Source organism: Arthrobacter sp. Dra40, assembly GCF_059091905.1.
Map to the genome: position 1 here is coordinate 1 of NZ_JBNHHB010000147.1, position 12,925 is coordinate 12,925.

11 protein-coding genes and 1 pseudogene are annotated in these 12,925 nt (G+C 64.7%); 5 read left to right on the plus strand and 7 right to left on the minus strand.

Going from position 1 to position 12,925, the window contains the following annotated elements; genetic code table 11:
- The 3 genes and pseudogenes from qcrA to AC5RWT_RS28090 all read left to right on the plus strand — a co-directional run.
- Nucleotides 1-983: cytochrome bc1 complex Rieske iron-sulfur subunit (gene qcrA, locus AC5RWT_RS28080; protein WP_494083058.1), on the plus strand; the 983-nt coding region annotated here is incomplete at its 5' end.
- Between the two features lies 1 nt (nucleotide 984).
- The gene (gene qcrB, locus AC5RWT_RS28085) at nucleotides 985-2,631 is read left to right on the plus strand and encodes a cytochrome bc1 complex cytochrome b subunit (protein WP_494083059.1); all 1,647 of its coding nucleotides are present in this window, start codon (nucleotides 985-987) and stop codon (nucleotides 2,629-2,631) included.
- Nucleotides 2,632-2,731: 100 nt separating this feature from the next.
- A pseudogene (locus tag AC5RWT_RS28090) lies at nucleotides 2,732-3,099 on the plus strand (ATP-binding protein); the annotation flags it as partial.
- Between the two features lie 724 nt (nucleotides 3,100-3,823).
- Here AC5RWT_RS28090 and AC5RWT_RS28095 read toward each other — a convergent pair.
- From AC5RWT_RS28095 to AC5RWT_RS28120, 6 genes are all read right to left on the minus strand, one after another.
- Nucleotides 3,824-4,609, minus strand: coding sequence for a GntR family transcriptional regulator (locus AC5RWT_RS28095; RefSeq protein ID WP_494083060.1), 786 nt, complete (start codon nucleotides 4,607-4,609; stop codon nucleotides 3,824-3,826).
- A gap of 145 nt (nucleotides 4,610-4,754) precedes the next feature.
- Nucleotides 4,755-5,156: a cytochrome c oxidase subunit 4 gene (locus AC5RWT_RS28100; RefSeq protein ID WP_494083061.1), complete on the minus strand. Its 402-nt coding sequence runs from the start codon at nucleotides 5,154-5,156 to the stop codon at nucleotides 4,755-4,757.
- A gap of 2 nt (nucleotides 5,157-5,158) precedes the next feature.
- Entirely contained in the window at nucleotides 5,159-6,886 is a 1,728-nt protein-coding gene (ctaD, locus tag AC5RWT_RS28105; RefSeq protein ID WP_493967646.1) for an aa3-type cytochrome oxidase subunit I, read from the minus strand.
- A gap of 17 nt (nucleotides 6,887-6,903) precedes the next feature.
- Nucleotides 6,904-7,749 carry an aa3-type cytochrome oxidase subunit II gene (gene ctaC / locus AC5RWT_RS28110; protein WP_493967647.1) on the minus strand — a complete coding sequence of 282 codons (846 nt, stop codon included), beginning with the start codon at nucleotides 7,747-7,749 and terminating at the stop codon, nucleotides 6,904-6,906.
- Nucleotides 7,750-7,923: 174 nt separating this feature from the next.
- Nucleotides 7,924-8,310, minus strand: a complete 387-nt coding sequence (locus AC5RWT_RS28115) for a HesB/IscA family protein (RefSeq protein WP_493967648.1) — start codon at nucleotides 8,308-8,310, stop codon at nucleotides 7,924-7,926.
- 139 nt (nucleotides 8,311-8,449) lie between these two features.
- A complete protein-coding gene (locus AC5RWT_RS28120; protein ID WP_494083062.1) occupies nucleotides 8,450-9,829 on the minus strand; it encodes a dipeptidase in 1,380 nt (459 codons plus the stop codon).
- A gap of 111 nt (nucleotides 9,830-9,940) precedes the next feature.
- Here AC5RWT_RS28120 and AC5RWT_RS28125 point away from each other — a divergent pair, with 111 nt between their 5' ends.
- Nucleotides 9,941-10,522: a DUF3043 domain-containing protein gene (locus AC5RWT_RS28125; protein WP_494083063.1), complete on the plus strand. Its 582-nt coding sequence runs from the start codon at nucleotides 9,941-9,943 to the stop codon at nucleotides 10,520-10,522.
- Nucleotides 10,523-10,625: 103 nt separating this feature from the next.
- Here the strand turns inward: AC5RWT_RS28125 and AC5RWT_RS28130 are convergent, their stop codons facing one another.
- Nucleotides 10,626-11,693 carry a quinone-dependent dihydroorotate dehydrogenase gene (locus AC5RWT_RS28130; protein ID WP_494083064.1) on the minus strand — a complete coding sequence of 356 codons (1,068 nt, stop codon included), beginning with the start codon at nucleotides 11,691-11,693 and terminating at the stop codon, nucleotides 10,626-10,628.
- 99 nt (nucleotides 11,694-11,792) lie between these two features.
- On the opposite strand from AC5RWT_RS28130, the gene AC5RWT_RS28135 reads away from it, so the two are divergent.
- Entirely contained in the window at nucleotides 11,793-12,803 is a 1,011-nt protein-coding gene (locus tag AC5RWT_RS28135) for an alpha/beta hydrolase (RefSeq protein WP_494083065.1), read from the plus strand.
- The last annotated feature ends 122 nt before the right edge of the window (nucleotides 12,804-12,925 follow it).

Sequence of the window (12,925 nt, forward strand, 5' to 3'; positions counted from 1 at the left end):
CTACGGCTGGTCAGAGCGACGTGGAGAAGTTTCAGGATCCTGGACTCCCCCCGCACCGCCCGCGCCGTGCCGACAAAGATCCCCGGGCGGAAAAGCGAGCCGAGCGCCAGGTTGCGATACTCTTCGTAATCTCCATTATCGGCACCGTACTTTTCTTCGTCGGGTACTTTGGCATCCGCTTGGATGACACCATCGCAACGCTGCGATTGCAGAATTTCACCCTGGGCATGGGCACCGCCTTTGCCATGCTCGGCATTGGCGTGGGCATTGTCCACTGGGCCAAGACGCTGATGCCGGACCACGAAATCGTGGAAGAACGCCATGAGGTTCGCACCGAGGAAGACCGCAGGGACGCCGAGCAAATCATCGGCCAAGTCCTCGACGAGTCGGGCATCTCCCGCCGTCCACTGATCCGCAACACGCTGATCGGTGCAGGCGTCCTGGCGATCCTGCCGGCCATCGGCATCTTCCGCGACCTGTCCAAGGACCTGAACCCGGACGTGCTGCGGCACACCATGTGGGACGCCGGTGTCCGGCTGACCCGTGACCCGAGCGGCACCCCGATTAAGGCCTCCGACGTCACCATTGGTTCGGCGTTCCACGTCATCCCCGAAGGGCTGAACGAAGCCGAGCACAAGCTGGAGGAGAAGGCCAAGGCCGTTGTCCTGTTGATGCGCCTGAATCCCAAAGAGCTTCATGTCTCCCCGGGCCGCGAGGACTGGAATTACAATGGCATTGTTGCTTACTCCAAGATCTGCACCCACGTTGGCTGCCCGGTGGCGCTGTACGAACAGCACACGCACCACCTGCTCTGCCCTTGCCACCAGTCGACTTTCGATCTGACCCAGGAATGCAAGGTTGTGTTCGGCCCCGCCGCTCACGCCCTGCCCCAGCTTCCGATCAGCGTCGACGACGAGGGCTACTTGATCGCCACCAGCGATTTCCATGAACCTGTCGGACCGAGCTACTGGGAGCGTGGCTAGCATGAGCGCTTCAACTGATACCTACGTACCCAAGACACGGGCCGGACGGATCACCAACTTCGTCGACACCCGCGTCGGCGGTTCAGCGATCGTCAAGGAATTCGGCCGGAAGATCTTCCCGGACCACTGGTCCTTCATGTTCGGCGAAGTCGCGCTGTACTCCTTCGTTATCCTGCTGCTCACCGGAACGTTCCTGACGTTCTTCTTCGATCCGTCGATGGCAGAGACGCACTATACGGGACCGTATGTGCCGCTCAAGGGCGTCGAAATGTCCGTCGCCTACCAGTCGACGCTGGAGATCTCCTTCGAGGTACGCGGTGGCCTCTTCATGCGCCAGCTGCACCACTGGTCGGCGCTCCTGTTCGTTGCTTCGGTCTCCTTCCACATGCTGCGCGTGTTCTTCACCGGTGCGTTCCGCCGGCCGCGCGAGCTAAACTGGGTGGTTGGTTGCGTCCTGTTGATCCTGGCCCTGGCTGCCGGCTTCACCGGCTACTCCCTGCCGGACGACCTGCTGTCCGGTAACGGCCTGCGCATCATCGACGGCGTGATCAAGGGCATCCCGCTCGTTGGCACCTACATCTCCCTGCTGCTCTTCGGCGGAGAGTTCCCGGGTACCGACATCGTGGGGCGCCTCTATGTGCTCCACATCCTGCTGGTGCCGGCAATGATCCTGCTGATGATCGCGATCCACCTGTTCATGGTTGTCGTACACAAGCACACCCAGTACCCCGGCCCCGGCCGCACCGAGTCCAATGTTGTCGGTTTCCCGATCGGCCCGGTATACGCGGCAAAGGCTGGCGGCTTCTTCTTCGTCGTGTTCGGCATCCTGGCTGTCATTGCGGCCAACTTCCAGATCCTGGCGATCTGGGACTACGGTCCCTACGACCCCTCCCCCGTCTCTGCCGGTACACAGCCTGACTGGTACATCGGCTGGGTGGACGGTGCGCTGCGCCTGATGCCCGGTGTGGGTGAGTTCGTGATCTTCGGCCGGACTATCTCGCTGAACGTGCTCCTCCCGGCCCTGGGCCCGGCAGGAGTCCTCTTCACGCTGATGTTCGCGTGGCCGTGGATCGAACGCTGGATCACCAAGGACAACCGCGAGCACCACATCCTGGACCGCCCGCGCAACGCTCCGTTCCGCACCGCCATCGGCGTTGCCGGCATCGTCTTCTACTCGGTGATGTGGGCAGCTGCCAGCTCCGACCTGATTGCCACGCACTTCCACGTGTCCCTCAACGACGTGACGTACTGGCTGCGTGCGCTGTTCTTCCTCGGACCGATTCTCGGCTTTATCGTGACGCGCCGCATCTGCCTCGCACTGCAGCGCAAGGACCGCGAGATCGCCCTGCATGGTCGGGAAACCGGGCGCATTGTCCGTCTGCCGCATGGAGAGTTCATTGAGGTCCACGAACCGCTGAACGACTACAAGCTGTACCGGCTCGTCACCTTCGAGTCACCCGAGGTGCTCCCGGCGCAGCCGAACAAGGCCGGCCACATCAAGCGCTCCGAGAAGCTGCGCGGCGGCCTGTCGCGGTTCTTCTTCGAGGACCGTGTGGCACCGGTAACCCCGGCCGAGCTGGAGGCTGCACACAGTCACCACGCAGAGGTCGAGGCTCCTGCCGAAAAGGCAGAGGTCACCAGCCGCTAACTGCATATCACGAGGAATGGCCCTGGACTCCCGTCCGGGGCCATTCCTTTTGTGCCTGGCCGAACCGGAACTCGGTGGCACCTTGTTGCAGGGCCCAAGCATCCACTGCTCAGAAGCTACGCAGCCCCCTTCTACGACTATCACTCCGACCCTGCGACGGCGGCGCGGCCTGACCGAACAAGCCGCCGTCGCGGCCGTGGACCAGGCCTGCCGCCGGCTCCGCCTGCCCACGATCCGGGCGTCCTGGATGAAGCTCTCACTGTCGCGGGGAAGGAACAACTCTCCTACCAGGGGTTCCTGGCCGAATTACTGCTGGCCGAATTGCTGCTGGCCGAGTGTGATGACCGGGACCGGCGTTCCTCGATCCGCCGCGTCAAAGCCGCGAACTTTCCCCGGGACAAGTGGCTCGGGGATTTCGATATTGATACGAACCCGAACATCAATGCCGCCACCATCCACACCCTGGCCGCACCATCTACGTCTTGGCGTCGGCAGAACCAAGATCGCCGCGAGCCTGGCCAGCGCCGGATTCGTCACCCTCCTCCCGGCTGCGCCTTTCCTGGGGCTGGCCCCGGCCGCGTGGATTGGCATCTCCGGATTCGGCTGGTCCTTCTTCGTCGTTCTCTCCGGTTTGGCAGGGGCCGGCATCATTCCCCGGCTCGTTCCACACCACCTGATGGGACGTGTCATGTCCACTTACCGGCTCTTCACCCTTGCCGGTGGCCAGTATCGGCGGGGGCATCCTGGCACTGGCAACCGGCGTCATTCCCGTGCTCTGGGGATGGGCGCTGGTTGCCGCCGCATCCGCCATCCCCATCCTTCGTTCACCGATTCGGTCCTGGACGGAATTTCCCGGGGCACTCGACGTCCACTCACAAGACAACCCGGAAATGGTAGTACCCGTCCCGGCACCGTAGCCCCTCAGCCCCGGCTGTAGTCACAGGTAGGCTCACGGTCACTTTGACTCGGATCCAACGCTCACTAACATCGCCGGGTGGGGCCAGTTTCAGCTGTCCTTCCGGGGCCAGAAATACGTGACACAACCCCCTCCCGCAGCTGCTGTACCGGCCGGTCCGCCTGCCGGACACGGGGATGATGTCGAGCGGCTGGAGCACCCGGAGCGCGCCGCTCCCCTGCCCGTCGGGGCCGCTTCGAGCGGGCTGGAAAGGCCCTCCAAGGGGCCGTGCGGCGCCTAATAGCGCTTGACGTTGTAGGACCTCGGGGCACGGCCGCCGGGCCGCTGCAGCGGCACCCACAGCTTGTAGCGGTCTGCGCGGTAATACGAAATCGAGAAATCCACCATCGACTTGGAGACGTACGCGTGGCGCTGAATTTTCAGCAGCGGTGACCCGATGTCCACGCTCAGCAGCCGGGCGATTGAGGGCTGGGCCGCGGTTGCCTCAATGGTGTCCTCTCCCCACTCCATGATCAGCCCGTACCGCTCGCTCAGCACGTTGTACAGCGACGCCGGCGGGCCCTCGTCGAGGATCCCCGGCACCCTCTGCGCCGGAATGAAGTTCTCGTCAACGCTCATGGGCTCAGCGTCGGCCAGCAGCAGTCGGCGGAAGCGGACGACCGGCTGCCCCTCCTCAATCTGCAGCTCGCGGGCTACAAGAGGCGTGGCGCCAATTTGTTCGAAACTGAGGACACGCGCGTCCGGGACCATGCCACGGCGCTGCATTTCCTCGCTGTAGGACGTGAGCTTGACCTGCAGGTCAAGCTTGGGCTGCCGGACAAAGGTGCCCAGACCGACGATGCGCTCAAGCACCTGCTCGGCTACGAGCGAGTCGATCGCCTGGCGTACCGTCATCCTGGCGACTCCGAAGCGGATACAGAGTTCCCGCTCGGAAGGGAAGGAGCCTCCGGGTTCGCACCGCTCCTGGGCGTGCCGCCGTAAAATGTCCCTGAGCTGGACGTGCTTGGAGGTGCGGGAGGAAGCGTCAATCTCGCCCTCGATCGCTGCGGCACTGACGGACATTCGACCTCCTGATCCGGCGGCATCTTCCACCCCATTCTAGCTCCGGTCTAGACCAGCCCCAGGCGTATGCCCGGGGTGTCCGGCAGGAACGCAAAAGGGTCCGGAACCAAACGGTTCCGGACCCCTGCACCTGCGGCCATGCGACTTAGTGCGCGTGGTCCCCGCGGCTGTACTCGTAGACCCATCCGATGATGGCGACCGTGGTCAGTCCCACGGCGATGAAGACAATCCACCAGCCGACGGCCAAGCCCATGAATCCGGTGGCTGCGCCCATGGCCAGCACCAGGGGCCACCAGCTCCAGGGGCTGAACATGCCCTGCTCGCCGGCACCTTCATGGATCTCCGCGTCCACCCGATCCTCCGGACGGGCGCCAACACGACGGCCCGTAAACCAGAGGTACCCGCCGATCATGATGGACAGTCCGGCCGTCAAGTAAAGCGCCAGGTAACCGACGTGCTCATCCCAGTTGCCCATGAAGCCATAGACGGTGGCAACGATGGCGAAGAACGGCGCAAGAGCAATGAATAGCCAGGCTTCAATCTTCACAGTTATGCATCCTTCTGGTCAGCGGGACCGGCCAGTTGTGCTACCGGTGCCGGAGTCGTCGGGGTGTGCCGCGGAGCCAGTTCCGGATGGTGGAGGTCCAGAGCAGGACGTTCCGACCGGATGCGGGGCAGCGACGTGAAGTTGTGCCGCGGCGGCGGGCAGGACGTTGCCCACTCAAGCGAAGCACCGAAGCCCCAGGGATCGTCGACTTCGACCTTCCTGCCGCTGCGCCACGTGATGTACACGTTCCAGAAGAACGGAATCATCGACGCACCCAGCACGAACGACGCGACGGTGGAGAACTGGTTCATCGCAGTGAACCCGTCTTCGGGCAGGTAGTCGGCGTAGCGGCGGGGCATGCCCTCGACGCCCAGCCAGTGCTGGATGAGGAACGTGCCATGGAAGCCCAGGAACAGCATCCAGAAATGGATCTTGCCGAGGCGCTCGTTGAGCATCTTGCCGGTGAACTTGGGCCACCAGAAGTAGAAGCCGGCAAACATCGCGAACACAACGGTACCGAAGACCACGTAGTGGAAGTGTGCCACCACGAAGTAGGTGTCGGAAACGTGGAAGTCCAGCGGCGGCGAAGCCAGGATGATGCCGGTCAGTCCGCCGAACAGGAAGGTGGCGAGGAAGCCCAGGCTCCACAGCATCGGGGTTTCAAACGTGATCGATCCGCGCCACATGGTGCCGATCCAGTTGAAGAACTTCACGCCGGTGGGCACCGCGATGAGCATGGTCATGAAGGCGAAGAACGGCAGCAGCACGGAGCCGGTGACGTACATGTGGTGCGCCCAGACCGTCACGGACAGCGCGGCAATGGCGATGGTCGCGTAGACCAGGCCCTTGTACCCGAAAATCGGCTTGCGGCTGAAGACCGGGAAGATCTCGGACACGATGCCGAAGAACGGCAGGGCGATGATGTAGACCTCGGGGTGCCCGAAGAACCAGAACAGGTGCTGCCAGAGGATGGCACCGCCGTTTTCCGGGTTGAAGATATGGGCACCGAAGCGCCGGTCGGCACCGAGGGCGAACAGGGCAGCGGCCAGCGGGGGGAAGGCCATCATGACCAGGATGGCGGTAACCAGCGTGTTCCAGGTGAAGATGGGCATCCGCCACATGGTCAGGCCCGGGGCCCGCATGGTGATGATCGTGGTGATGAAGTTGACCGAACCGAGGATGGTTCCGAAGCCGGACAGCGCCAGACCGAAGACCCACAGGTCCCCGCCCACACCGGGCGAGAAGGTGGTGTTGGACAACGGCGCATAGGCGAACCAGCCGAAGGAAGCGGCGCCCTGCGGGGTGATGAAGCCGGCCACGGCAATGATGCTGCCGAACAGGAAGAACCAGAAAGCCAGCGCGTTGAGGCGCGGGAAAGCCACGTCGGGCGCGCCGATCTGCAGCGGCATGATGACGTTGGCGAAGCCCGCAAACAGCGGTGTCGCGAACATCAGCAGCATCACCGTGCCGTGCATGGTGAACAGCTGGTTGTACTGCTCCTTGGTCTGCAGGATCTGCATACCGGGTTCGAAGAGCTCAGCGCGGATGACCAAGGCCATCACGCCGCCGAGGCAGAAGAAGATGAACGACGCGATCAGGTACATGTACCCGATGGTCTTGTGGTCCGTGGAGGTGATCCAGTTGACGACGATGCGTCCCTTGGACCTCGGGACGACGCGCGGAGCTACCGTGGTAGCCCGGTCGTCAGCTGTGTATTCGTACGTTGACACTTGTGGCCCTCGCTCCTTTATTCAGACGCTTCAGCGTAGGGGTTGCGGTCATACTCTTCGCCGAGCTGGCCGTCCTTGAGCCGCGCCATCTGAGCGTTGAATTCAGCCTCGGAAACCACGGCGACGCGGAAGAGCATTTCGGAGTGGTACTCGCCACACAGTTCGGCGCACTTGCCGTCGTAGATGCCCTCACGTGTAGGAGTGAAGCTCAGGTGGTTCGTCTTGCCCGGGATCATGTCCACCTTCTGCAGGAAGGCGGGGACCCAGAACGAGTGGATGACGTCGCGGGAGTTGATCTGCAGCTCGACGCTCTTGTTGACCGGCAGGTACAGCGTGGGCAGCGTCTCCGGAACGCCGGTCTCACCGGTCAGGTGGGCCTGCACTCCGGCGAAGTACTTGTCCTGCTTGACGTAGTTGAAGTCCCAGGCCCACTGCTTGCCGCGCACATCGACGACGACGTCGGGGTTGTCCACCCGGGCGGTGATGTTGGACGTGGTTTTGTCCGTGAAGTAGAAGAAGACCAGAACCATGACGACTGGAACCGCAGTGTAGAAGATTTCCAGTGGCAGGTTGTAGCTCAGCTGGCGCGGGTAGCCGGTCTCGCCCTTGCGGCGGCGGTAGGCGATGATGCACCAGAGGATCAAACCCCAGGTCAGGACACCGACAGCCAGTGCGGCGATCCATCCGTGAACCCACAAATCAATGATTTCGGGCGTGTGGTTGGTAACGTCCCGCTCAGTGGGCAACCAACCCAAACGGACTTCTTCTGAACATCCCGTCAACAACAGCGCACCGAGTGTACCCAGACCTGTGGCCTTGGCAATTCTGGCGCGTCGACTGCCGGTTCGAACCTGCGAACTCACAGACGGCCCTTCCTCTTTGTTTCGTGCAAGTGATGTGGCCATGGCAGAGCTGAGCCCTGGCCGCATATCCAGTTTTACTACTCACTGTAGAGCTTACCCGCACACGTGACTTTCATGTGACAGGCTCCCCCGTGCGTCGGCCGTTCGGGCGGCCGGGGAGGCTCCCCGCAAGCCTTAGTGGAACGAGTCTCCACAGGCACAGGAGCCACCGGCATTCGGGTTGTCGATGGTGAAGCCCTGCTTGGAGATGGTGTCCTCGAAGTCGATCGAGGCACCCGAGAGGTAAGGAACGCTCATCTTGTCGACGACGACCTCAACACCGTCGAAATCACGCACCGCGTCCCCGTCGAGCATCCGCTCGTCAAAGTACAGCTGGTAGATCAGTCCGGAGCATCCGCCCGGCTGTACGGCAACGCGCAGGCGCAGGTCCGTGCGGCCTTCCTGTTCCAGGAGGCTGCGGACCTTGCCGGCGGCGACATCGGTCAGGGCAACTTCATGCGTAGGCAGTTCTGCCGCGTCGGATGCCGTGGTGGGGGCGGATGAGTTGGTCGTTGCGCTCATTGCACTTCCTTATCTATTTCGGGCCGAACGGTGACCTGCTGCTATTACTCAGTGGTGCGTCTGGCTTCGCTTCCATCGTACGTCTGGTCTCCCCAAATGGGATAACCGTGCACTGCCTCCAGACATGCACGAATCAGCGTCAGAGCCCCTCGTTATCCACCCGGGCCAGCAATAAGGTCTGGGCCAGGACGGCGTTGCGGAAGTCTTGCAGGTGCAACGACTCATTGGCCGAATGGGCCCGCGAGTCAGGGTCCTCCACACCGGTGATCAGGATCTGGGCCTCCGGGTAGATTTCCGTAAGGTCGGCAATAAACGGGATGGAGCCGCCCATTCCGGCTTCCACCGGCTGCGTTCCCCAAGCCTGTTCCAGTGCCCACAGGGCCGCCTGGGCCGCCGGCGCGGAGGTGTCGGTGGCGAAGGCGTGGCCCCGCTCTCCCGGCACGAAGGTGGCTGCGGCGCCGAAGGGAGCTTGGGCGGCAATGTGAGCGGCCAGCGCTTCCATTGCCTGGTCAGGATCCTGCCCCGGGGCCAGCCGCAGGCTGATCTTCGCCCGGGCCCAGGGGATCAAGGTGTTGGAAGCAAGCTCAACGCTGGGAGCGTCGATGCCGATGACGGACAGTGCCGGCTTGTTCCAGAGCCGGTCGGCAATGCTGCCGGTACCGGCCAGCCGTACGGAGCCGAGCACTGAAGAGTCGCGGCGGAAGTCTCCTTCCGGGTAGTCCACCGACGCCGAAGGGGCGGAGACGAGCCCCTCGATGGCGACAGCACCGTCGTCGTCATGGAAGGTGGCGATCAGCCGGGCAAGCAGCGTGGGCGCATCCAGCAGCGGGCCGCCGAACATGCCGGAGTGGACAGCGTGTTCCAGGACGCGCAGTTCCACGGTTCCGTCCACGAGCCCGCGCAGGCTGGTGGTCAACGCCGGAATGCCGACCTTCCAGTTGCTGGAATCGGCAACGATGATCGCATCGGCCCGCAGCAGTTCGCGGTGCGTTTCGAGGAACGTGCGGAAGGTGGGCGAACCTGCTTCTTCTTCCCCTTCGAAGAAGAGCGTGATGCCGACGCCGAAGTCGTCGCCGACAACGTCCAGCAGTGCCCGCAAGGAGGCGAGATGGACCATGATCCCTGCCTTGTCGTCGGCGGCGCCGCGCCCGTAGAGCCGGCCGTCGATCTCCGTGGCCTTGAACGGCTCCGTCCGCCACAGGGCCGGGTCCCCCGGGGGCTGGACATCGTGGTGTGCGTAGAGCAGGACGGTGGGCTTGCCGTCGGCGGCCGGGCGGCGGGCCACCACTGCGGGACCTCCTGCCACCTCCCCGTTGGCCGCCCTGAGGATCTGCACATCCTCCAGGCCCAGCTCCCGCACCATGCCTGCCACGGCCTCCGCGCTGCGTGACAGGTCTTCCGGGTCGAAGGCCGGCCAGGCGATCCCGGGAATGGAAACCAGGTGCTCAAGGGAGGAGATGGTGCGCCCCATGCCGGAATCCACAGCTGCCGCAAATTTTCCTATGTTCACATTGGTCATAATCGACACCTTAGCGCCCGTGCTGCCGTTGAGCCGATGGCTCACGTCCTGCCGCGGCGGCGCGGGTTCCAACGCGGACGGCGGACGGATGCTGTCCGGTATTCTTGACTGGTGTTCGGACGTAAAAAAGAGGCTCCCACGCCCCAGGAAACCATCGACCAGGCCTTCGAGGTTCAGCCTCGGACCGGCAAGGGCGCGCCCACTCCGCGGCGCAAGGACCAGGAAGCGGCGCGCAAGCGCCCCCTGGTCCCGAACGACCGCAAGGCCGCCAAGGAGGCCAACCGCACCGCCATGGCGGAACAGCGGCTGAAGATGCGCGAGGCCATGAACACCGGCGACGAGCGCTACCTGCCGGTGCGCGACAAGGGCCCGCAGAAGCGCTATGTCCGCGACTTCGTCGACGCCCGCTGGGTGCTGGGCGAGTTCTTGATTGTCTTCGCGCTGATCTTCGTGATCCTCAGCTTTGTCCGCGACCTTAATGTGCAGGCCTTCATCCTGGTCGGCTTCTGGGTGCTGCTGGCCCTGGTGGCTATCGACGCCTTCATCCTGGGCCGGCAGCTCAAGAAGCGCCTGGCTGCCAGGTTCGGCGAGGTGGAGCGCGGCGCGGTCTGGTACGGCGTGATGCGCGGACTGCAATTGCGCCGGATGCGCCTGCCCAAGCCGCAGGTCAAGCGCGGCCAATACCCGGGCTGATTCCGCGAAGCTGGCCGGTCACAGGGTCGGGAGCAACGGTGCTCCCGGCCCTTTTTCATGCCCGCAGGCCAGCGGCGTCGCGAGGGTCGGATTAGCCTGCGGCTCAGCGCCGGCGTTTGGCCAGACCACGGTTGATGCGGCTGGCCCAGAAGGGGCCCTCATACAGGAACGCCGTATAGCCCTGCACCAAGGTGGCACCGGCATCCAGCCGCTGCTGCACATCTTCCGCTGTTTCCACCCCTCCCACTGACACCAGGACCAAGTGATCCCCGACGGCGGTGCGCAGCCGGCGCAAGACCTCGAGCGACCGCTGCTTCAGCGGGGCCCCGGAAAGGCCTCCGTCCCCGCATGCCTCGATCTTCGCCCGGTCCGAGACAAGGCCGTCGCGGGCAATTGTCGTATTGGTCGCGATGATGCCCTCCAGCTTCAGTTCCAGAGCCAGCCGGGCGACGTCGTCGACATCCTCGTCGCTGAGGTCCGGGGCAATCTTCACCAGCAACGGCACGTGGCGGCTTGCCACGGAATTCGCGGTGTCGCCCACCGCCCGCAGCAACGGGCGGAGGGTCTCGACGTCCTGCAGCAGCCGCAGGCCGGGGGTGTTCGGCGAGGATACGTTGACCACCAGGTAGTCCGCTGAGGGTGCCAGCAGCCGGGTGCTCTTCAGGTAGTCCTCGGTGGCGGCCCCCAGTTCCACGACCTTGGTCTTGCCGATGTTGACGCCGATGACGGGGCGGAGCCCCGCGTTACCGGAGGCCAGGCGGCGACGCGCCGCCGCGATGCGGGGCGCGACCGCCGCCGCGCCGTCGTTATTGAAGCCCATCCGGTTGATCACGGCCCGGTCCTCGATCAACCGGAACAGCCGGGGCTGCGGGTTGCCCGGCTGCGCACTGCCGGTGATGGTGCCGACCTCCACCGCGCCGAAGCCCAGGTCCGCCAGCGCCTCGATGCCGTGGCCTTCCTTATCGAAACCGGCGGCCAGGCCGAACGGCGACGGAAAGGTCAAACCCAGCGCCTGGGTGGCCAGCGACGGATGCGGACGGGTGATCCGCCGCAGCACCGTACCGGCTCCGCACCTGTGCGCGGTGCGGATGAGCTGGAAACCGATGCGGTGTGCGCGCTCGGCGTCCATCCAGGAGAACGCGGCACGGAAGAAGGTTGGGTACAGGCGCATGGTCTTAGTTTTCCGTGTCGGGGCCGCCGCACCAAACCGTGTCGGCCCGGAGCTAACATTGGGGCAGCAACCGGACCGAGAGGGAGGACCACCGCGGCGATGGCAACCGTCTGGCAGGAGGACATGCTCGGCCCGGAGTTCGAGTCCACGATTTTGCAAGTGCACGCCCGGGATGGGCGGGAGCAGCGGGCGACGCTGGTCCGCTACCTGCCGCACTCCCCCCGGCGCTCCCCCAACGGGCACGCCGTCCTGTACGTGCACGGTTGGAGCGACTACTTCTTCAACACGGAACTGGCAGAATTCTGGCACGACCAGGGCGTGGCGTTTTATGCCCTCGACCTGCACCACCACGGACGCAGCCTGCAAGAGGGCGACCCGGCGGGCTACGTAACCCACCTGGGCCAGTACGACGACGAGATCTCGCTGGCGCTCGACGTGGTGCGCGAGGAACGGGGCCGGTCGGAGACGAAGATTACGCTGATGGGCCACTCCACCGGCGGCCTGGTGGCAGCGCTTTGGGCGGCTGAGCACCCCGGCGAGCTGCGCGCCCTGGTGTTGAACAGCCCCTGGCTGGAGATGCACGGCAGCGCCCTGGTCCGCCGCGCCGCGGGCGCTGTGCTGGAACCGTTGTCCCGGTTGAAGCCGGAAGCCGAGATCAAGCTGCCGGTGCGCGGCTTCTACTACCGCAGCATCAGCCGGGCGGCCGAGGGCGAATGGGACCTGGACCCGAAGCTGCGCCCGCCGGAGTCCTTCCCGGTCCGCGCCGGTTGGCTCAGCGCCATCTGGGAGGGTCAGTCCAAGGTGGCCAAGGGCCTCGACCTTGAGATCCCGGTGCTGGTGATGTCTTCGACGCGCAGCATGAACGGTCCGGTCTGGCACGAGGACATGAGGAACACCGACGTGGTGCTGGACATCCGCACGATGACCGAACGGGCGGTCCGGCTGGGGCACAGCGTCACCATCGAGCAGGTGCGGGATGCCCTGCACGATGTGTTCCTCTCCCGCGCCGACGTGCGCCGGGACGCCTACGTCCGGCTGCAGCGGTGGGCGCAGGCGTACGTGCTGCAGGAGGACCGGACAGAGGACGTCGCGGGCCGGCCGCTGTCCTAGGCGCCGGCCGATTAGCGGCTCCGGGGTGGGTGGCCCGCCGGCGCCTGCTGCCGTGGACTTAAGCGCCGCCGACCGCCGCGGCGTCCACCGCTCCCCCGTACCGCCGGTCGCGGCGTGCATAG

Bases quoted from the DNA above. Each gene is read 5' to 3' on its own strand.
- qcrB (WP_494083059.1), top strand. From the start codon at position 985: ATGAGCGCTTCAACTGATACCTACGTACCCAAGACACGGGCCGGACGG.
- AC5RWT_RS28095 (WP_494083060.1), bottom strand. From the start codon at position 4,609: ATGTCCGTCAGTGCCGCAGCGATCGAGGGCGAGATTGACGCTTCCTCC.
- AC5RWT_RS28115 (WP_493967648.1), bottom strand. From the start codon at position 8,310: ATGAGCGCAACGACCAACTCATCCGCCCCCACCACGGCATCCGACGCG.
- AC5RWT_RS28120 (WP_494083062.1), bottom strand. From the start codon at position 9,829: ATGACCAATGTGAACATAGGAAAATTTGCGGCAGCTGTGGATTCCGGC.
- AC5RWT_RS28130 (WP_494083064.1), bottom strand. From the start codon at position 11,693: ATGCGCCTGTACCCAACCTTCTTCCGTGCCGCGTTCTCCTGGATGGAC.
- AC5RWT_RS28135 (WP_494083065.1), top strand. From the start codon at position 11,793: ATGGCAACCGTCTGGCAGGAGGACATGCTCGGCCCGGAGTTCGAGTCC.